Raw genomic sequence first — 20,482 nt, 5'->3', positions numbered from 1 at the left:
GTCCATTCTTTATTTCGGAGACATATGTGCTCCTTGCAGTACATACCTAATTTGCATTTCTGTATATTCTTCGAGAGTATACAGTTTTTGCAGGGCCCAACGTCTAAATCCCCACATTTGTCCTTGTATGAAAATATTATGTGCAAGAAGCTGTATTTCCTTTTTATTTAGTGTAAATGTCCCATTTTCCGTACACTGCTCTAAAATATCCTCAAACATCCCGACCATTTGAAACTCTTTTTCTAATACATATGGGAGTGATTCCTTCGGTAAAAAACGTACCTCTTGATACATAATTAATACTTCTTCTTGCAATTCATCCATCACTTTAAAATAATTCATTATCGCTATCTTTAAGCTTTCTATACTTCCCTTCTCTGTACACACTACTTCCTCTAACCGCTCTTTTACATGTTCATAAATACTATCACAAACTAAATATAATACATCATCTTTTGTGCGAATATACTCATAAAGTGTTCCGATACTAAATCCAGCCGCTTTCGCAATTTCTCTCGTTGTTGTACGCGGGAATCCTTTTTGCTTAAACAGCTGCACCGCACCTTTAATCATTTGTTCACGTCTTAACGCAACTAATTTTTCATCTTTCACTGACGCATGTACATTATGTTTAACCATCCCTTCACCTCTCTCTATTATTTTTGGAAGTAAAAAGCGTAGGAAAATACCTACGCTTTTGTTCCTACTTCGTTAACATACGAGAAATTACAAGCCTTTGAATCTCTTGTGTTCCCTCATATATTTGTGTAATCTTTGCATCGCGCATATAACGCTCTACTGGATAATCTTTCGTATAACCATAACCACCAAATACTTGTACCGCTTCAGTCGTCACCTTCATCGCTGTATCACCTGCAAATACTTTTGACATCGCTGACTCTTTCCCATACGGAAGCCCTTCAGATTCAAGCCAAGCCGCTTGATATGTTAAAAGACGCGCTGCCTCTACATCCGTTGCCATATCCGCAAGTTTAAAGCCAATTCCTTGTTGCGCCGCAATTGGCTTCCCAAACTGATGACGTTCTCTTGCATATTCTACAGAAGCATCTAAAGCGGATTGTGCAATACCGACTGCTTGTGCCGCAATACCATTACGGCCGCCATCTAATGTCTGCATCGCAACTTTAAATCCTTGGCCCTCTTCCCCTAGTAAATTCTCTACAGGAATACGGCAGTCTTCAAATATAATTTCAGTTGTTGGCGAAGAACGAATCCCCAGCTTACTTTCCTTCTTCCCAACCGAAAATCCTAGCGTATCACTCTCCACAATAAATGCACTCGTGCCGCGCTGCTTCGAATCAGGATCTGTTAATGCAAAAACAACATAAATATCAGCAATACCGCCATTTGTAATAAAGATTTTCGAACCATTTAAAATGTAATGGTCTCCATCTCGTTTTGCAGTCGTCCTCATTCCACCAGCATCTGATCCAGAGCTTGGTTCTGTTAAGCCATATGCACCAATTTTCTTCCCTTCAGCCATTGGGCGCAAAAACTTTTGTTTTTGCTCTTCCGTTCCAAATTTAAAAATTGGCCATCCAGCAAGTGAAGTATGTGCAGACAACGTTACACCTGTAGAAGCACAAACGCGGGATAATTCTTCAACGGCAATTACATACGCCAAGTAATCGCTTCCAATTCCGCCGTATTCTTCAGGCCACGGAATACCGGTTAAACCAAGCTCTGCCATTTGATCGAATAAAGCGCGATCAAATCGCTCTTCCTCATCACGCTCTGCTGCTGTCGGTGCTACTTCATTCCTTGCAAAATCCCGAACCATTTTTCTTATCATTTCATGTTCTTCTGATAATTTAAAATGCATTCCCGTCTCCCCCTCTGCCTTTTTATAAAGCTCGACTAATTACAAGCTTTTGTATTTCGCTCGTTCCTTCATATATTTGCGTGATCTTCGCATCACGGAAAAATCTTTCTACTGGATAATCTTTCGTATAACCGTAACCGCCAAATACTTGCACCGCTTCAATCGCAACTTCAACGGCCGTCTTAGAAGCAAATAATTTCGCAATAGAAGCTTCTTTACCGCATGGTAACCCTTGTGCTCTTAGCGATGCCGCTCTGTATACAAGTAATCGCGCTGCTTCTACGCTAGTCGCCATATCTGCAAGTTTGAATCCGATTCCTTGCTGCGCCGCAATTGGCTTGCCGAATTGCTCGCGCTCTTTCGCATAATCAATCGAACATGCAAGCGCCGCTTCCGCGATTCCTAATGCCTGCGCTCCGATCCCAATTCGTCCAACATCTAAATTCGCCATTGCCACCTTAAATCCTTGTCCTTCTTCACCAAGTAAATTCTCGGCCGGTACTTTCATATCTTCAAACGTAAGTTGTACTGTACGAGAACCAAGAAGCCCCATCTTATGCTCATCTTTTCCGATGATTAAGCCTGGTGTATCTTTCTCTACTATAAATGCTGAAATCCCGCTTTTCCCCGCATCTGGATTTGTAGACGCGAAGACGATATATGTACTTGCTTCACCACCATTTGTAATAAAGACTTTCGATCCATTAATGATGTAGTGATCGTCTTTCTTTACAGCTCTTGATTTCAAACTACCTGCATCTGATCCTGCATTCGGTTCTGTTAGAGCAAATGCGCCTAAATATTCACCAGTCGCCAATTTAGAAACATATTTCTGCTTCTGTTCTTCTGTTCCGAAGTATAAAATCGGATTCATTCCAACTGACGTATGTACAGCTAAAATTACACCAACCGTTGCACTTACCTTTGAAATTTCCTCAATTGCTAGAATGTAAGAAATAAAATCCATTTCTGCCCCGCCATATTTTGCAGGTGCTGGAATACCCATTAGTCCAAGCTCACCCATCTTTTGCAAAATCTCTTTCGGGAACACCCCTTGTTCCATACTAGGAACAAAGGGAGCTATTTCCTTCTGTGCAAAATCTCGAACCATTTTCCTCATCATTTGTTGCTCTTCAGTAAAGTGAAAATTCATGTACTTCGCCTCCGTTTGCTATATATCTTTTTAACAATCTGGTAAGACCACTACTTCAATAAAGGGAGGCCTTTATTCGTAAACGTAGAAACCACGACCCGTTTTACGTCCTAACCATCCTGCATTCACATACTTACGTAATAATGGACATGGGCGATATTTACTATCTCCTAATCCTTCATGCAACACTTCCATAATGTATAAACACGTATCTAAACCGATAAAGTCAGCTAACGTAAGAGGTCCCATCGGATGATTCATACCGAGTTTCATTACTTCATCAATCGCTTCTTTCGTCGCTACTCCTTCGTATAACGTATAAATCGCTTCGTTAATCATCGGTAATAAAATACGGTTCGATACAAACCCTGGGAAATCATTTACTTCAACTGGCACTTTCCCGATTTTTTTCGTAATATCCTCAATCGTTTCGTACACTGCATCATCTGTAGCTAAACCACGAATAATTTCAACGAGTTTCATAACTGGAACTGGATTCATAAAGTGCATGCCGATTACTTTCTCAGGACGTTTCGTTACCGCTGCAATTTCCGTAATTGGTAACGATGACGTATTCGTCGCTAAAATTGCGTGTTCTGGAGCGATTTCATCTAAATTCGCAAAAATTTTCTTTTTAATATCCATTTTTTCAACAGCTGCTTCAATAATAAGATCAGCTTCTTTGACACTATTTAAATCGAGCGTCCATGTAAGACGATTTAAAGTCGCATCTTTCTCTTCTTCCTTCATACGGCCTTTTTCTACTTGGCGGGCTAAATTTTTCGAAATAACAGCTAGCCCTCTATCTAATTGCTCTTGCTTTAAATCTTGCACTTTCACATCATAGCCTGCCATTGCACACACTTGTGCGATACCTGAACCCATTTGCCCTGCACCGATTACAACAATCTTTTGTACACTCATTTGTTCTTCCCCCTTAATTGTTAATAAACTATATATCTTCTAATCTTAATTAGTGAACTTCAATCATCACTGCATCACCTTGACCGCCACCGCTACAAATAGAAGCAATTCCAATTCCGCCGCCGCGCTGCTTCAGTGCATGGATAAGTGTAACGATAATACGTGCTCCGCTCGCTCCAATTGGATGCCCCATTGCTACAGCACCGCCATTTACATTCAATTTTTCCGGATCGATCCCTGCGATTTCTGTACTTGCAATTGCTACAGCCGCAAATGCCTCATTGATTTCAAATAGATCTATGTCTTCAATTGTCTTACCTGTCTTTTTCAGCAATTCATTAATTGCATAACCTGGCGTTCTTGGGAAATCCTTCGATTCTACCGCAATCGCCGTATGCGCCAAAATTGTCGCTAATGGTTTTCTTCCTTCTTGCTTCGCTCTGTCCTCGCTCATTAATACAAGTGCAGCACCGCCATCATTTAGTCCCGGAGCATTACCTGCTGTCACCGCTGACGTCTTATCAAATACAGGCTTTAATTTCGCTAATTTTTCAATCGTTGTATCCGCGCGTGGCGCCTCATCCTTAGCCACGACGATAGGATCGCCTTTTCTTTGCTGAATTGTTACTGGTACAATCTCCTCTTCAAAACGCCCTTCTTTATGTGCCGAAACCGCACGTTGATGGCTACGATATGCCCATTCATCTTGTGCTTCGCGAGAGATTCCATCTTCCTTCGCAACTTCTCCGCCATAAACACCCATGTGTATACCTGAAAATGCGCACGTTAAACCGTCTGCAACGTTTAAATCGATAACTTCGTTGTTACCCATTCTGTATCCCCATCTTGCCCCTCGTAAAATGTAAGGGCTGTTACTCATCGATTCCATTCCACCAGCTACAATCAGTGATTGGTCACCAGTGCGAATAATTTGATCTGCTAACGTAACTGCGCGAAGCCCTGATGCACAAACTTTATTTACTGTTTCTGTCTGCACTTCCCAAGGAATGCCGGCCGCTCTTGCTGCTTGGCGTGATGGAATTTGTCCTTGCCCTCCTTGGATAACCGTTCCAAATATAACTTCTTCAACATCACTAGCGGAAACATTCGCCCTTTCAAGCGCTGCCTTAATTACGATTCCTCCAAGCTCTGTTGCTTTCACGTCTTTTAAAGTTCCTCCAAATTTTCCAACCGGTGTTCTTGCAGCACTTAAAATAACTGTTTTACTCATGTTTCTTTCCCCCATTTCTTTTTTTAGCACCGAGCGCTCGCTCGGTATCCTTGCGCCTAGAAGAGGTGCAATTATTGCACCTCTTTCTAAATTTGAATGTATTCCTACAAACTACATTGCTTCTTTCTTCTGTCCGATAACTGAGCGTTCTAAAATCTCTGTTACGTCCAAAGTTTGAACTGTTTCTTCAACTTCTTTCGCTTTCGTGCCGTCACTAATCATCGTTAAGCAATACGGGCATCCTGTACCGATAATTGACGGCTGTACAGCTAGCGCTTGTTCTGTACGAGCAACGTTAATACGAGAACCTGTCGTTTCTTCCATCCACATTAGGCCGCCACCCGCACCACAGCACATTCCCGTTTCACGGTTACGCGCCATTTCTACAAGGTTTACACCTGGAATTGCTTTTAGAATATCGCGCGGCGCTTCGTATACTTCGTTGTATCTTCCTAAGTAACAGGAATCATGGTACGTAACTGTCTCTTCAATAGAATGGACAGGTTTTAAACGACCTTCCTTCACCCACTGGGCTAGTAATTCTGTATGATGATAGACTTCTGCTTGTAAGCCAAAGTCCGGGTACTCATTTTTAAAAGTGTTATAAGCATGAGGGTCAATCGTAACGATTTTCTTCACTCCTGCTTTTTCAAATTCTTCAATATTTTTAGTCGCCATTTCCTGGAATACAAATTCATTTCCAAGGCGGCGCGGTGTATCACCAGAGTTCTTTTCCTTATTACCAAGAATTGCGAATGAAATGCCTGCTTCATTCATTAGCTTCGCAAATGATATCGCAATCTTCTGACTGCGATTGTCATACGAACCCATTGATCCGACCCAGAATAAGTATTCAAACTCTTCGCCAGCTTTTGATTTCTCCTTTACAGTTGGAACTGTTACTTCATCGTCACCTTGGCGCCATGTTTCACGCTCTTTACGGTTCAGTCCCCACGGATTACCTTGACGCTCAATGTTTGTCATTGCACGCTGCGCTTCCGCGTCCATTTTTCCTTCTGTTAAAACGAGATAGCGGCGTAAATCAATAATTTTGTCAACATGCTCATTCATAACTGGGCACTGGTCCTCACAGTTACGGCACGTTGTACACGCCCAAATCTCTTCTTCTGTAATAACGTCTCCGATTAAACTTGGGTCGTACGCTAGCGCTGTAGCCGCTGATTCTTGTTGTCCTTTTCCAGCTGCCATCATCGCTAACTGATTTCCTTGTGTATTATTAAAAGCAACAACTGGAACCCACGGTGCTTTTGATGTTACCGCTGCTCCTTTATCAGTTAAATGATCACGAAGTTTTAAAATTAAATCCATCGGTGATAACATTTTCCCTGTTCCTGTTGCCGGACACATATTTGTACAACGACCACATTCGACGCAGGAATATAAGTCGATAAGTTGATTTTGTCTAAAGTCTTCAATTTTACCAACACCGAATGTTTCTTGTGTTTCATCTTCAAAATCAATTTTTTCAAGTTTTCCCGGATTTGAAAGACGACCAAAAAACACGTTAACTGGTCCAGCAATTAAATGCGCATGTTTTGATTGTGGAACATAAACTAAAAACGTTAACAAAATTAGTAAATGCACCCACCAAGAGAAATAGAACACTGAAATGGCTACGGTTTCATTTAATCCCGAGAAAACGTAAGCGATTGCAGAAGCGATCGGTTCACTCCATGAAAGCTCCTCGCCGTGCCATATAATTCCCATCCCATTACCAAGTAGCACAGAAATCATTAAGCCACCAATAAAGATAAGAACAAGGCCTGATTTAAAATTACGTTTCAAACGAACAAGCTTTTCAATATAGCGTCTATGAAAAGCCCAAAAGACTGCAATTAAAATAACGAGTGTGACAATTTCCTGGAAGAATGTAAATGCAGGGTATAGTGGTCCAAGTGGAAGATGCGATCCTGGTGCAAGTCCTTTCCAAACGAAGTCAATTGCTCCAAATTGGACAAGAATAAATCCGTAAAAGAACATAACGTGAATGATGCCGCTCTTTTTATCTTTCAGCAGCTTTTTCTGACCGAAAACATTGACCTTAAGAAGATCCCAACGCTCTTTAAAACGACGGTCAAATTCAATCTTTTTTCCTAATTGTATGTAGGCCATCCTTGTTCGTATAAGATATACAAACAAATACCCCGCATAAGCAATAACAGCAATGGCAGCCAGCCAATTAATGATTAGTAAGCTATTCATTTTATGCTACCCCTCTCTTTGTAAGCTCTCTTTCTTTTTTAGAATCTTCGAAAATATATAATTTTCTGAATTATATCCCCTATTCCCATTATATAATGAGTGAGCATTCAGTCAACAGTTTTTTGTTATACAACAACACATTTTTTAATAAAGCTGTTTATTTCGGTGAAACTATAAAGTGAAACTTTAATCAGTAGAGAGCTGTTTATTCCCTACTGATTATTAGCCCTCACCAATCGGACTTTTACGGGCGGCCGAATCCCAACCAACTTCTTTGCTTTAGGTGGGAGTCTTACTGCCCGCAAATAGCGGGATACAGTGAAATTTTGATTTGTAAAAAATTGATGGTGAAAAGACCGTGAAGGAGGGAATTTACTTATGTTTTTCTTATCTCTCTTGTTATTAGGCAGCGCTCTCTGGATTACAATCGACCTTTCATATGGGAGAATTGTTCATTTAAAGCGTGTACGTTCTCGTTCTTTCCCTTTACGTCAAAGTGATTTTCGCCTTTATACATACGGAAATGATCTATACGATGCTCTCTTTACTGATATAAAACAAGCTAAACACCATGTGCACGTTTTATTTTTTATTGTAAAAAACGATGATATAAGTCGTACGTTTTTAAAGTTACTTATCGATAAAGCACAAGAAGGAATTGAAGTAAGACTTTTACTCGACCGATTTGGAAGTCATTATTTATCAAAAGAAGCGATTTACTCCCTACAAAAACATGGTGTCTCTTTTTCATTTTGTCATAAAGTGAAATTTCCTTTTCCTTTCTTTTCTGCAAATCAAAGAAACCATAGAAAAATTACAGTTATTGACGGGAAAATTGGTTATATTGGTGGATTTAACATTGGCGAGGAATATTTAGGGCATAATCAAAGGTTAGGGTTATGGCGAGATTATCATTTACGTCTTACAGGAGAAGGGATACAAGATTTACAAAAACAATTTTTACATGATTGGCTCGACGATACAGACCAAAATTTATTAGATTCATCTCTTTATTTTCCTATGCAACAACCAGGGACCATTCTACATCGTTTCATCCCTACTGATGGTGCCTATTTACAAAATACATTTTTACATTTAATCGAAAGCGCGAAAAAAGAACTCTTTATCGGTACACCATATTTTATTCCTGGAAAAAAAATTATGAATGCATTATTAAAAGCGCGAAAACGTGGGGTTCAAATAACTATTCTCGTTCCACAAAAAGCTGATCACGCCCTCGTTCGAGAAGCAAAATTCCCATATTGCCGAAAGTTAATACAAGCTGGTTGTAATATTTACGCTTTTCAGCAAGGATTTTTCCACGCAAAAATTATTATAGTAGACGATCATACTTGTGATATCGGAACTGCTAATTTCGATATGAGAAGTATATATATTAACCATGAAATCAATTGCCTTTTATACGATAAACATTTCATACAAGAAGTAAAACGTAAATTCGAGGAAGATTTGGAACGCTCCTTATTACTTTCCTTCGAAGATGTCAATCCTCTCTCCATTATCGATAGAGGAAAGGAATGGATAGGAACGATACTCGCGTTCTTTTTATAGAGAAATTTCAAGGGCCAATGAGGTGCATCACATATGATAATTCGATTTGGATATGTCTCACATGCTACGGCATTATGGGACTGTTCGCCTGCCAAAACAATGACATTTACAAGCTGGAAAAAGCTAAAAAAACAAGAGCGTGAAGATAAATTATATAATGTTACACTGCAAAATCTAGAACACACAATACGCATCCTTCATTACAATATTGCACACGAAATTCCATTATATCGTTTATCATCTTCTATCGTCCCGCTTGCAACACATCCTGAAGTTGAATTTGATTACATTCAAATATTTGCTCCACTATGGCGTAAAATAGGAGCATTAATTCAAGAACACAATTTACGCGTAAGTTTTCACCCAAACCAATTCACACTATTTACAAGCGACAAACCACATATTACAACTAATGCAATTACAGATATGACCTATCATTATAACGTGTTAAATGCTATGGGAATTGCAGATTCTTCCTACATTAATATACATGTAGGTGGCGCGTATGGAAATAAGGAAAAGGCAATCGAACATTTTCATGAAAACATACAAAAACTCCCTTACCATATAAAAAGACAAATGACCCTTGAAAATGACGATAAAACGTATACAACTTCTGAAACTTTGGCTATTTGTCAAAAAGAAAAAATCCCTTTCGTGTTCGATTATCATCATCACATAGCGAACCTTTGTAATGAACCGCTAGAAGAATTGCTTCCTATGATATTTAAAACTTGGTCACATACAAATGTCCTTCCTAAAGTTCATATTTCTTCTCCTAGATCTGAAAAAGAATTTAGGGCCCACGCAGATTATATTGATTTAGAATTTATTAAACCCTTTTTACACATTACAAAAAAAATTAATCATAATTTTGATATTATGATTGAAAGTAAACAGAAAGATTTAGCAATGCTACAATTAATATGTGAACTAGCCTCTATAAGAGGAATAAAAAGAATAAATAGCGCAACATTGCAATGGTAAATTGTAATGTTGCGCTATTTTTTTCAAAAAAAGTAATTTTTCTAGTAAAAAACACCCTATTTTATATGCTATGATTGGAATTAGCATTTTCCACCTGCGATTCAACTTTATTGAAACGGAGTCATAATATGATTAATCAAAAAAAATATGTACACTTTGTCATGATGTATATAATTATATTTTTTCTTTGGATATTCCTTATTCCTAAGAGCTTGAATATAAAAGAAATTGGCATTCTCTTCTTATTTTGTTTTGCTACACTCTTTTCTTGCTATTGCCTATATAAAGCAATTAAGAAAATGAAGCGCGGTGACAAACTATTTTGGGTTTTAGTACTATGCACTTGCCTATGTGGATTGACAATGGAGATAACTTTATTTCTTCATTCACTTTCTATATATGATCAAGTCATATTCTCATATAAGGCGTTGCCCTTTTTCATCGTACAATATATTTTACTCTTCTCTGGCTTTGCTATAAAGTTCATAAAACATTACTCAATTAGAGGCCTTGCTCAATTTTCATTCGATAGCATCTTTATTGTTATTATGAATATTTATTTTACCTTAACTTTTATTTTGGATCTTTCAAGCTTTCGTATGTTAACAACAGATACCTGGGTTTTAATTGGATACTTTATTGCACAATCATTAGTAATTTACGCCGTTATTAGCCTATATAGAAGAGAACAATATTCTTCTAGCAGAATTTCATTAATTATCGGCTTTACTATCATACTTGTGTACGGATATATACATCTGTTTCAATTAAACGCAGGGATGGAAACTTCTTCTGAAGTCTCTTACTTAATACATACTGCTTCAATTTTATTAATTGGTTTGTCTTCCATACTGTACATTTTGGATAAACCAATGCAACATGAAACGAAAACGAAATATTATCGATTCGATTATGTACGCTTTATATTACCTTATTTTAGTATAATCATTACTTTTTCCTTTGTTGTTATTCAACCTTGGGATGATAAGTTCATGCTAATCGGTCTAGTATTATCACTAGTATTATTATTCCTACGACAACTTTACATGTGGAAAGATAATCAAGTATTAATCGATACGTATGAACAGTTGACTACACAACTAGAAGATGAAGTTGAAGAAGGCGTATCTGCCCTATCAAAAAGTGAACAACGTTATAAATCTTTATTCGAAGATCATCCTGATGCTGTTTTTTCTTTAAATATGAACGGGATTTTTAAACAATCTAATAAGGCTTGTGAAAGTTTATTTACAGCCTATTATTGTGAAGTAACAAGCTATTCTCTTCAACACTTCATTGATCCACAAGATCATGAATTATTGAAGAAATCTTTACAAATTACAAAAGAAGGTAGACCACAAACTCTAGAAATTCGTACAAAAGAAAAAGAAGGCTATTATTATCACCTTCACATTACATTCATCCCTATTTTTATAAATAAAGAAGTTGTTGGGATGTTTGGTATCGCACGTGATATTACAACTTTATATGAAAAACAAAAGCAAGTAGAGCATATGGCTTTCCATGATGCACTTACAGGACTACCGAATCGACGGAAATTCGAAAAAGATTTAAAAACGATTTTAAATACAGCTCAAAACACCACTAATGACGTTGCGGTCATGTTCCTCGACTTAGATCGATTTAAAAAAATTAACGATCGACTCGGCCATGATGTCGGAGATTTATTATTAATTGAAGTAGCAAAAAGATTACGTGGATGTTTGCGTTCAAAAGATATCGTTGCCCGCCAAGGCGGAGATGAATTTACGATTCTATTACCAGATATGTACTCTGAAAAAAGTGCTTCTTTTATGGCTGAACAAATTTTAACTATTTTAAATAAGCCTTACTTTATTAAAGATGAAGAACTTTCTGTTACACCGAGTATCGGAATTGCGATGTACCCTGACTACGGAACCGATGTAACCGAATTAATGAAAAATGCAGATATGGCTATGTATCGAGCAAAGGCTAATGGAAAAAATAGATTTATTTTCTTCTCAAAAGAAATGAGTATTGCGCAAAATGAAATACACTTCCTAGAAGGTGAACTTTCAAAAGCTCTACAACAAAATGAATTTTTCCTTGAATATCAACCACAAGTAAATACAAAAACAAAACAAATTATCGGTTTTGAGGCATTAATTCGCTGGAAACATCCAAAACTCGGAATTGTATCCCCCGCCCAATTCATTCCTCTAGCAGAGGAAACAGGATTTATTATTGAACTTGGTAATTGGATTTTACGTACCGCCTGCTTAGAAGCAAAAAAGTGGCATAACCAAGGATTTTCTCACTTAAAGGTTGGTGTAAATTTATCTGTTGTTCAATTCAATCACGCAGATTTAATATCAACTATTTCAAAAGTCTTGGAAGAAACCGAACTAAAGCCGGAAGCGCTAGATATTGAGATTACAGAAAGTATCGCGATTAATCAAAATCATTCTGTAATTGCTAAACTAGAAGAACTTCAAAATCTTGGTATTCAAATTTCAATTGATGATTTTGGAACTGGTTATAGTTCTTTAGCTTATTTAACGAAATATCCAATCAATACATTAAAAATTGCTCGAGAATTTATTTGTGGAATTACAAATAGCCCTTTAGAAGAAGCCATTATCGCTTCCATTATTACGCTATCAAAAGAATTAAATTTAGAGGTTATTGCGGAAGGTGTAGAAACAGAAGAACAATGGAAGTTTTTACATGAACAAAACTGTGACCATATTCAAGGATTCCTCTTTAGCAAACCTGTTTCTAGTAAAGATGTTTGGATGTTACTCCACAAAAAAACAACCGTCTAAGTAAGACGGTTGTTTTTTTAATATTCAAAAGGTAGATCCGCAGCTAATTGTACCTCTTGATCGTTATGAGAAATTACTTGGCTTTTCTCTAAAGCTGTATCCCCTAGTGAAATACCCCATGCCATTGCTAACGTTAATAGACTACCAATAAGTAGTTTCTTCATATTCCATCACCCACGTTTTTTCTTTTAATATATCATGAAAATTTATCCATATCGTATGCAATTATGCATATCCATTTTTTAGGCTTTTTATCTACTAATTTTATTTGCGAGCGCTTCTTTATATGCATGCATTTCTAATATATCAAAAAAGAAACTTGCTTTTTTATATGCATCTTCAATCTCTGCCCCATCATACTCCAACTTCCCTAGGCATTCACCTCTTTGATAATATAGCTGTCCAATTAATGCCATACTATTAATTCGGCATGATATTTCAATCGCTTTATTTACTTGATAAAGTGACTCTTCATATTGATCATCTAAGTATAATGCTTTTGCATGATTATACCTTACCTTCACGTCAAATTCTTCATTATCATGCAATGCCTCTAATTGTTTTAATATATCTTCAAATAACTCAATGCTCTTCTTAAAATAGCTATTTTCAGCATAAATATTTGCAATTGCATTTTCTATATAAAGATTTTGATACATATCTATCCCAGTTAATTGTTGATTTAGTAGCTTTTTTAACTCTAGAATACAATATTCATAATCAATCTTCTTCAACACATACGCAGATACATGATATTGCCATTGAAGAAACTGCTGAAACTCAGGGTGATATTCTTCCTTTTTCAGCTCATTCCATACTTTATTATAAATTTCTTTATATTTCTTTTGCTTACAAAGTACAATAATTTGATCTTTAAACTGCTTTTTCTTCTCAATATTGGAATAAATGAGTACCTCATAAAAATGAATAATGGGAACTTGTAATTTTGCTGCAATACCTTGCAATATATCCATACTTGGGTATACCGCGCCCGACTCAATTCTGCTCACCTCCGATTGATGACATACATTATCGGAGAGTTGTTTCTGTGTTAATCCTCTCATTCCCCTAATTTTCTTTATTTCGCTTCCTAGTTTTTCTGCGTGCATACTTGCTCACCGTCCCATTATAACAATCTAATTTTTTAAGTTGTCATACCACTACAATAATGTGCATTCGACAATTTTTGATATGAAATAATGCATAATATATATAAAATTCGGCTAATTCCTCATACAATTCATCTCACATACACAATACAAGATTAGGAGTGTTATAGATGAATTATAGAAAACTTGCTAGTGCTTTCGTTACATTCGGTCTTCTTTGTCCTTTATCAACAGAAGCTATTCACGCTCAAGAATTAGATAAAAATGAAGTAAAAGTTGAAATTGCTCAGCCTGGTTTAACAATTGGAAAATTAACACAACCTCAAAACGATACAAAAGAGAATATTGCTAAAAAGTATTTAAAAGGTGAGGTAAATGGGGCTAAAGCTCAACAAGAGCAAGTTACTACTGAAAAGAATGTCGATTTTCAACCTACAAATAAAGAAACAAAAGAAAATCAAACCGAATTACGCCTTGCACAAACATACAAAAACTATAAAGTATATGGTCAAGATCTCATTGTAAAAGTAGATAAAAATGGAGTAATTACAACTGTTAGTGGTAAAGTTGCCCAAAATTTAGACCAACAACTTAATCTTACTATAACAAATTTTTTGTCGAAAAATGAAGTAAAATCTAAATTACGCAATATACTTCAAATTCCAAGTGATGCGACAGAAACAGAATTTTCTAGCGAAACGGTAGTTTATAAGAAAAAAGATGGCTACTATACATACGCAACGGTCCTTACATTTACTTATGAAAACAATGAACAAGTTATAAACGGAAATGCAATCATGGACTTACAAACTGGTGAAGTACTTTTCCAAGAAAAGTTTATTAAAAATAAAGAAAATAAAAATATTAATCAAGTAACAGCACCTAAACTATCACCAGCGAAAGAACAAGGAACTGGGAAAAATGCGCTGCAAGAAAATGTATTATTTAATATTGCGAAAGGCTCTGATGGAAAATTTTATTTAGCTGATTTATCCCGCGGAAATGGTATTTATATTTACAACGCAAACTATGCTGATTCCCTTGGTGGCGATAGCCAAGCTGGTTATCCAGGGACACTTATTTCAAGCGATAACTCTAACTTCTTAGATAAAGAAGCAGCTGGTGTTATGAAAAATATGAGTGATATTTACGACTATTTTAAGAAAGAACATAATCTGAAAAGTTACGATAATAAAGACTCAAAAGTTGTTGCTAGCGTCCACGGATTTGATTCTACTGAAGTTAGTGATGGTGTAAAAGAAAACTATGTAAATGCATTTTGGCATCCAGGTTGGAATCAAATGGTCTTTGGTGACGGGCTAAATGGAAAATTAACCTCTGCTCTTGACGTGACAGCGCATGAATTTGGACATGCTGTATTTAGTGGTACGACGAAAAATAAAATTGTGCGATATCCAAGTGCTGAAACATCTGCGCTAAATGAAGGTCTAGCAGATTTTTGGGGTACACAAATAGAATATTACGTAAAGAAAGATAAAGGAAATTGGATTATGGGTGATACGTTAGGTGGTCTAACAATTCGTGACATCCCAGGGGAAATTGGTGACGGCGGCAACAAACTATATACAAACTTACAAGATTTCTATAATGATGGAAATGATCAAGAATCTCACGTGAATTCCGGAATCATTAGCCATGTATTATATCAATTAGCTGAAGGTAAAACGTATAACAGTATATCTGTTCAAAGACAAGGAAATGAAAAAGTAAGTAAAGTTGTTATGCATGCATTGCAAAACTACGCAACTTCAGCAGAAGATTTTGAATCACTTCAATCTCACATTGTACAAGCTGCAAAAGACTTATATGGTAATACGACAGCAACAGAATTCGAAAAGGCTTTCCAAGCACATGGATATAAAGCACTAGCAAAAATTAATAAAGTAGTAGAAGTACAACAAGGAAAATAAGCAAAAAAGAAGTTTACCGACTATAGGTAAACTTCTTTTTATATCCATCCCTTTTCTTCCGCAATTGTAATTGCCTCAATCCTATTTTTCGCATCGAGCTTCGTTAATACTTCAGAAATATAATTACGCACTGTACCAGGTGAAAGATAAAGTGCCTTCGCAATTTCATTTGCTGTCTTTCCCTCTTTCGCAAGTAATAGCACTTCTTTTTCACGATCCGATAACGGATTCTGTTCTTGCCACAAGCCAAACATTAACTCTTGAGAAATCTCTCGTTTCCCTTTCATTACGTTACGAATCGCCGAAGCTAAATCCTCACTTGGGCTATCTTTTAACAAATATCCGTGCACACCAGCTTTCATTGCCCTTTCAAAATACCCAGGACGCGCAAATGTTGTTAAAATCATTACTTTACAAGGTGACTTTTCCTTCTTCAGCGCTTCAGCAACATCTAAACCACTTTGAATCGGCATTTCAATATCCATAATACTTATATCAGGCCTTAGCGATTCGATTAATTTTAACGCCTCTTCCCCATTCGCAGCCTGACCAACTACTTCAATATCATCCTCTAGATCAAGCAGGGCTCCTAACGCACCACGAAGCATTCGCTGATCTTCTGCAATAATAATTCGAATCATGCCCTCACCTCATCTTTTCCTGTTCTAATAACAACTGGTACTTTTACTATTAATAGTGTCCCTGGATTTATCGTACCCAGTTCAACAAACCCATCAATAAGGGCGATCCGCTCCTTCATACCACGAATACCGTTTCCATCATGATTTTGATTTTCCAAACCTACGCCATTATCCTCTACTTTCAAAATCAGTTCACCTTGCGATTCTAATACAGATACAATGCACCCCGTCGCCTTACTATGCTTTACAATATTCGTAACTGCCTCACGCAAACACATTCCTAAAATATTTTGTTCAATTGGTGATAATGAGCTAGAATTAGCCTCCTGCTTTACTTCTAATTCAATATTAGCCGCTTGCAAAATCGCCTTTATTTGCTCAAGCTCTTCTTCCACTGTAATCATACGCATATCCGAAATTAACTCGCGCAGTTGTTTTAAAGCGGTACGAGATGTTTGTGTAATCTCCTTCGCCTCTATACTTGCGCGTTCTGGATTCTTCACAATCAGTTTCTCCACAAGCTGACTTTTTAAAGTAATAAGAGATAGTGTGTGTCCTAATGTGTCATGAAGATCTCTTGCAATTCGCTGCCGTTCCTCACGTTTTACTAAGTCTTTAATTTGTTCGTTTGCTTCGTTTAGTTGATTTTTCAACATCTTTTTTTGATTAAAATTACGCATTCCAAATGGCGTAAGAAGCATTAAAATAAACATTGGAACTATATTCACTAAATTTGTAGTTGTTAAATGCTTAAAATATACGAATATAAAGGCCCCAAGCATTGTAATCAACAGTCCTAACAACACTCGAAATACTTTCTTACTTGGCGCAAAGCCCATCGCACTTGCCGTGAAAAAACCAAAAAATATCATAAAAGCATTATAAAATAAGGCAAATAAAAAGATGAGTACCATTTGAATACATGCCCATAAAATGAACGTCTTATTAACAAAATAAAGTTGACGGTATGTGATAATAAAAAGCACCAACATACCGCTTCCTATCCCAAGTTTCCACCCTGATACCTGCGTTAGATGGTAAATCGGAAATAACAGATACACTAACCACATATATGGGAAGAAACCCATCTGTTTCGGAAAAATCTCAAACTTCTTCTCTATCATTTATACCGCTTCCTGTCTTTTTCTTATATATATTGATACTACAACAAATATAAGGAAATAACCTCCTAGTACCGCGATATTTTCCCATCCAATTGATTTTCCAGCTACAATATCCCATGCCCCGCTACCAAAATGATATGTTGGTGTCCATTCTCCAATGGTTCTTAATACTTTTGGGAATACTTCAATTGGCATCCATAATCCGCCAACTACAGCTAAGCTCATATTTAAAATATTAGCCAGGCCAGCAGCTGCATCCGCCTTTTTGATCGAACCTATTACTGTTCCGAGTGCTAAAAATGGTGTCACGCCTAATAATAACCATAATCCGGCACCAATCCATTGACCTATCGTTAACTCAACATTATTAATTAATATTCCTGCCATAAAAATAACTAAGATTGAAAAAGCATTCACTACTGTTTGAGCAATAATTTTAGCTGCTAAATATGCCCCCTCTGGAAGCGGTGTAATTTTTAACAAATGTGTCCATCCTTGCCCTTTTTCCTGAGAAAGTCTCACACCGAAACTAAAAAGGGCAGTCCCTACAATACTGAAAGTCGCCATTGAAATTAAATAATGTGCTTTCCATGCATCTCCGTTTTGCGGGACTTGAACAACATTTGTAAAGATGTAATAAAACATAACTGGCATTAATAATGAGAAAAAGATGAATAATTTATTGCGGAACGTACGTAAAACCTCTATTTTACATTGCATCCATAATGATCTCATGCGATTCCCTCCTTCTGATTTGCAACAAACTGTTCAAATGCTTCATCGAGGCTTCCACGTTCAACTGAAACGTCTGTTACAGGTAGATTCCTCTGATAAATTGCTTGTAAAGTGGCATCTGTATCTTCCGTCGTTAAAGTGAAGCGCCCTTCATTTGACTGTACTTCTGTTACATGCGGTAATTCCTTTAGTAAACTCTTAGGAATTTTCTCTTTCGAATAAAACGAGATTGTTTTTCTAGAAATCGTCGCTTTCATCTCATCTGGTGTGCCATCTGCGATAATCTTTCCGTTCGCAAATAATAAAATTCGATCCGCTAGCGCATCCGCTTCTTCTAAATAATGTGTTGTTAAAATAATCGTTTTCCCTTCACTTGCTAATTTTCTAATCGTTTCCCAAAACGTTTTTCGAGACGTAATATCCATCCCTACAGTTGGTTCATCTAAAAATAACAACTCTGGATTTCCTGCAAGTGCCAGTGCAAAATTTAACCTTCTCTTTTGGCCACCCGATAATTTCTCACATCTTTGCTTTCGCTCTGATTCTAAATTTGATAGCTGAAGTAATGTTTCTTTCGCTACTGGATTCGTATAATAACTACGGAATAACTCAATTGCCTCTTCTACCGTGATACTATCAATCACACTTACTTCTTGTAGCATCGCACCAAGGCTATTACGAACATCTCTATGCTTCGGACTCTTTCCAAATATAGAGACATTCCCCTCTGTCGGATCTTTTAATCCGAGCATCATTGAAATTGTCGTTGTTTTCCCCGCACCATTTGGACCGAGTAATGCTACTATTTGCCCTTTATTTACATGAAATGAAACGTTATTTACTGCTTTTTTATGTTTAAATGTTTTAGAAACACCATTTACTTCAATAATCTTTTCCATCTCTCCACCCCCGCCGTTTCTTATATTTACATTGTATGCTCTGGAAAAGTTAGGAAACAGTATGATGCGTCATGACATCAATATGACAATTGTCATGTATTCTTTATGAGAGGAATCAACCCGCATACCGCACGCGAGTAGCAGGAGCAAAATAAACATGATACAATCGGATAAGACATATATTCGAGGAAGGACAGTGGTTTTCATGATTATTCGTAATGAACAAGATTTAGAAGGTTTACGAAAAATCGGCCGCATCGTTGCACTTGCACGCGAAGAAATGAAAAAGCAAGCGAAGCCAGGTATGACAACGAAAGAGCTTGATTTAATTGGTAAAAAAGTATTAGATGAGCACGGTGCTATTTCAGCGCCTGAAAAAGAATATAAATTCCCAGGTGTAACTTGCATTAGTGTAAACGAAGAAGTTGCTCACGGCATTCCAAGCGATCGCGTATTAAAAGAAGGCGATTTAGTAAACGTAGACGTATCGGCCGCACTTGACGGATATTATGCAGATACAGGTATCTCATTTGTTCTTGGCGACGATGAAGAAAAAGAAAAACTTTGCCAAGCAGCAGTAGACTCATTTTGGGAAGCAATGAAAAAAGTAAAAGCTGGCTCAAAACAAAATCAAATTGGTCGTGCTGTTTCTAACTTTGCACATAAAAGTGGATATAACGTTATTCAAAACTTAACTGGTCACGGTATTGGTCTTAGCTTACACGAAGCTCCAAACCACATTTTAAGCTACTATGATCCAATGGATAATGCGCTTCTAAAAGACGGCCTTGTTATCGCTGTAGAACCATTTATTTCTATGAAAGCTGATCATATTATTGAGCGCGGTGATGATGGTTGGACATTCGTTACACCAGATAAAAGCCTTGTTGCACAATGTGAACATACAGTTGTTGTAACACGCGGTGAACCGATTATTCTAACAGAAATCTAAAATAAAAAACGATCGATTTGTAGATTTCTTCTACTAAAGCGGTCGTTTTTTTTACTTTTGGAAAATATATGAAATATTATTGAACTCTTTATCATTTAAGTATATAATCTTTAGCGGAGGTTATTMATAATTATCTTTAACAAAAGATGATATCACTATAGTTTGAAATACCTTCTTTTTATTGTGTAAAATAACTTCAAAAATGACCGGAGAAATGATTTAGTCGAATATTCTAAACAACTTATATTCGCTTAATATGTAAGGAACAATAATACCTAAACTTCGGTCCACTAAGCGTACAACTCTCTTTTGACAAAACAGATAACTATGTTCAAAGTACATATTGTCTTC

General features: G+C 36.8%; 17 protein-coding genes. 5 read left to right on the top strand and 12 right to left on the bottom strand.

Going from position 1 to position 20,482, the window contains the following annotated elements:
• Positions 1-9 precede the first annotated feature (9 nt).
• The 6 genes from AC1DS7_RS03080 to AC1DS7_RS03055 all read right to left on the bottom strand — a co-directional run bounded on the left by AC1DS7_RS03080 (position 10) and on the right by AC1DS7_RS03055 (position 7,374).
• Positions 10-639, bottom strand: a complete 630-nt coding sequence (locus AC1DS7_RS03080) for a TetR/AcrR family transcriptional regulator (protein ID WP_002034889.1) — start codon at positions 637-639, stop codon at positions 10-12.
• A 64-nt stretch (positions 640-703) separates the two neighbouring features.
• Positions 704-1,843 (bottom strand): acyl-CoA dehydrogenase AcdA, encoded by a 1,140-nt coding sequence (gene acdA, locus AC1DS7_RS03075; protein ID WP_002016320.1) that lies wholly within the window; start codon positions 1,841-1,843, stop codon positions 704-706.
• Positions 1,844-1,865: 22 nt separating this feature from the next.
• Positions 1,866-2,996, bottom strand: a complete 1,131-nt coding sequence (locus tag AC1DS7_RS03070) for an acyl-CoA dehydrogenase (RefSeq protein WP_016102307.1) — start codon at positions 2,994-2,996, stop codon at positions 1,866-1,868.
• Positions 2,997-3,068: 72 nt separating this feature from the next.
• Positions 3,069-3,920, bottom strand: a complete 852-nt coding sequence (locus tag AC1DS7_RS03065; protein ID WP_002016322.1) for a 3-hydroxybutyryl-CoA dehydrogenase — start codon at positions 3,918-3,920, stop codon at positions 3,069-3,071.
• 49 nt (positions 3,921-3,969) lie between these two features.
• A complete protein-coding gene (locus tag AC1DS7_RS03060; RefSeq protein WP_080118323.1) occupies positions 3,970-5,253 on the bottom strand; it encodes an acetyl-CoA C-acetyltransferase in 1,284 nt (427 codons plus the stop codon).
• A 9-nt stretch (positions 5,254-5,262) separates the two neighbouring features.
• The gene (locus tag AC1DS7_RS03055) at positions 5,263-7,374 is read right to left on the bottom strand and encodes a (Fe-S)-binding protein (protein ID WP_002130078.1); all 2,112 of its coding nucleotides are present in this window, start codon (positions 7,372-7,374) and stop codon (positions 5,263-5,265) included.
• 378 nt (positions 7,375-7,752) lie between these two features.
• Between AC1DS7_RS03055 and cls the strand changes: the two genes are divergently transcribed.
• The 3 genes from cls to AC1DS7_RS03040 all read left to right on the top strand — a co-directional run bounded on the left by cls (position 7,753) and on the right by AC1DS7_RS03040 (position 12,740).
• Complete coding sequence (gene cls / locus AC1DS7_RS03050; protein ID WP_002089773.1) at positions 7,753-8,946, top strand: cardiolipin synthase; 1,194 nt, start codon at positions 7,753-7,755, stop codon at positions 8,944-8,946.
• A gap of 33 nt (positions 8,947-8,979) precedes the next feature.
• Complete coding sequence (uvsE, locus tag AC1DS7_RS03045) at positions 8,980-9,933, top strand: UV DNA damage repair endonuclease UvsE (protein ID WP_016102309.1); 954 nt, start codon at positions 8,980-8,982, stop codon at positions 9,931-9,933.
• Between the two features lie 128 nt (positions 9,934-10,061).
• Entirely contained in the window at positions 10,062-12,740 is a 2,679-nt protein-coding gene (locus AC1DS7_RS03040; RefSeq protein ID WP_016102310.1) for a DUF4084 domain-containing protein, read from the top strand.
• Positions 12,741-12,757: 17 nt separating this feature from the next.
• On the opposite strand, the gene AC1DS7_RS03035 is transcribed toward AC1DS7_RS03040, so the two are convergent.
• Positions 12,758-12,904 carry a quorum-sensing peptide PapR gene (locus tag AC1DS7_RS03035; protein WP_002034882.1) on the bottom strand — a complete coding sequence of 49 codons (147 nt, stop codon included), beginning with the start codon at positions 12,902-12,904 and terminating at the stop codon, positions 12,758-12,760.
• An 87-nt stretch (positions 12,905-12,991) separates the two neighbouring features.
• A complete protein-coding gene (gene plcR, locus AC1DS7_RS03030) occupies positions 12,992-13,849 on the bottom strand; it encodes a transcriptional regulator PlcR (RefSeq protein WP_002089781.1) in 858 nt (285 codons plus the stop codon).
• A gap of 170 nt (positions 13,850-14,019) precedes the next feature.
• Here plcR and AC1DS7_RS03025 point away from each other — a divergent pair, with 170 nt between their 5' ends.
• Complete coding sequence (locus tag AC1DS7_RS03025; RefSeq protein ID WP_016102311.1) at positions 14,020-15,780, top strand: M4 family metallopeptidase; 1,761 nt, start codon at positions 14,020-14,022, stop codon at positions 15,778-15,780.
• Between the two features lie 38 nt (positions 15,781-15,818).
• On the opposite strand, the gene AC1DS7_RS03020 is transcribed toward AC1DS7_RS03025, so the two are convergent.
• The 4 genes from AC1DS7_RS03020 to AC1DS7_RS03005 are packed head-to-tail and all read right to left on the bottom strand — an operon-like array spanning position 15,819 to position 19,179.
• Complete coding sequence (locus AC1DS7_RS03020) at positions 15,819-16,421, bottom strand: response regulator transcription factor (RefSeq protein ID WP_016102312.1); 603 nt, start codon at positions 16,419-16,421, stop codon at positions 15,819-15,821.
• Complete coding sequence (locus AC1DS7_RS03015; protein ID WP_215588644.1) at positions 16,418-17,545, bottom strand: sensor histidine kinase; 1,128 nt, start codon at positions 17,543-17,545, stop codon at positions 16,418-16,420. The genes AC1DS7_RS03020 and AC1DS7_RS03015 overlap by 4 nt, the downstream gene beginning before the upstream one ends.
• Entirely contained in the window at positions 17,546-18,280 is a 735-nt protein-coding gene (locus tag AC1DS7_RS03010) for an ABC transporter permease (protein WP_215588645.1), read from the bottom strand.
• Positions 18,277-19,179, bottom strand: coding sequence for an ABC transporter ATP-binding protein (locus AC1DS7_RS03005; protein WP_061673819.1), 903 nt, complete (start codon positions 19,177-19,179; stop codon positions 18,277-18,279). Before AC1DS7_RS03005 ends, AC1DS7_RS03010 begins: the two co-directional genes overlap by 4 nt.
• Positions 19,180-19,336: 157 nt before the next feature.
• Here AC1DS7_RS03005 and map point away from each other — a divergent pair, with 157 nt between their 5' ends.
• Positions 19,337-20,131, top strand: coding sequence for a type I methionyl aminopeptidase (map, locus tag AC1DS7_RS03000; protein WP_080001788.1), 795 nt, complete (start codon positions 19,337-19,339; stop codon positions 20,129-20,131).
• Positions 20,132-20,482 lie beyond the last annotated feature (351 nt).

This window comes from Bacillus sp. P4_E1 (assembly GCF_056401715.1).
Note: the sequence above shows the minus strand (reverse complement) of the source record. Positions and strands in the feature narration are given on the sequence as shown.

Excerpts from the sequence above, each read along its gene's own strand:
- AC1DS7_RS03025 (WP_016102311.1), top strand. The coding sequence starts at position 14,020 with ATGAATTATAGAAAACTTGCTAGTGCTTTCGTTACATTCGGTCTTCTT.
- AC1DS7_RS03065 (WP_002016322.1), bottom strand. The coding sequence starts at position 3,920 with ATGAGTGTACAAAAGATTGTTGTAATCGGTGCAGGGCAAATGGGTTCA.
- AC1DS7_RS03070 (WP_016102307.1), bottom strand. The coding sequence starts at position 2,996 with ATGAATTTTCACTTTACTGAAGAGCAACAAATGATGAGGAAAATGGTT.
- AC1DS7_RS03080 (WP_002034889.1), bottom strand. The coding sequence starts at position 639 with ATGGTTAAACATAATGTACATGCGTCAGTGAAAGATGAAAAATTAGTT.
- AC1DS7_RS03020 (WP_016102312.1), bottom strand. The coding sequence starts at position 16,421 with ATGATTCGAATTATTATTGCAGAAGATCAGCGAATGCTTCGTGGTGCG.
- AC1DS7_RS03015 (WP_215588644.1), bottom strand. The coding sequence starts at position 17,545 with ATGATAGAGAAGAAGTTTGAGATTTTTCCGAAACAGATGGGTTTCTTC.
- AC1DS7_RS03010 (WP_215588645.1), bottom strand. The coding sequence starts at position 18,280 with ATGAGATCATTATGGATGCAATGTAAAATAGAGGTTTTACGTACGTTC.
- acdA (WP_002016320.1), bottom strand. The coding sequence starts at position 1,843 with ATGCATTTTAAATTATCAGAAGAACATGAAATGATAAGAAAAATGGTT.
- cls (WP_002089773.1), top strand. The coding sequence starts at position 7,753 with ATGTTTTTCTTATCTCTCTTGTTATTAGGCAGCGCTCTCTGGATTACA.
- plcR (WP_002089781.1), bottom strand. The coding sequence starts at position 13,849 with ATGCACGCAGAAAAACTAGGAAGCGAAATAAAGAAAATTAGGGGAATG.
- uvsE (WP_016102309.1), top strand. The coding sequence starts at position 8,980 with ATGATAATTCGATTTGGATATGTCTCACATGCTACGGCATTATGGGAC.
- AC1DS7_RS03035 (WP_002034882.1), bottom strand. The coding sequence starts at position 12,904 with ATGAAGAAACTACTTATTGGTAGTCTATTAACGTTAGCAATGGCATGG.
- AC1DS7_RS03005 (WP_061673819.1), bottom strand. The coding sequence starts at position 19,179 with ATGGAAAAGATTATTGAAGTAAATGGTGTTTCTAAAACATTTAAACAT.
- AC1DS7_RS03040 (WP_016102310.1), top strand. The coding sequence starts at position 10,062 with ATGATTAATCAAAAAAAATATGTACACTTTGTCATGATGTATATAATT.
- AC1DS7_RS03055 (WP_002130078.1), bottom strand. The coding sequence starts at position 7,374 with ATGAATAGCTTACTAATCATTAATTGGCTGGCTGCCATTGCTGTTATT.
- map (WP_080001788.1), top strand. The coding sequence starts at position 19,337 with ATGATACAATCGGATAAGACATATATTCGAGGAAGGACAGTGGTTTTC.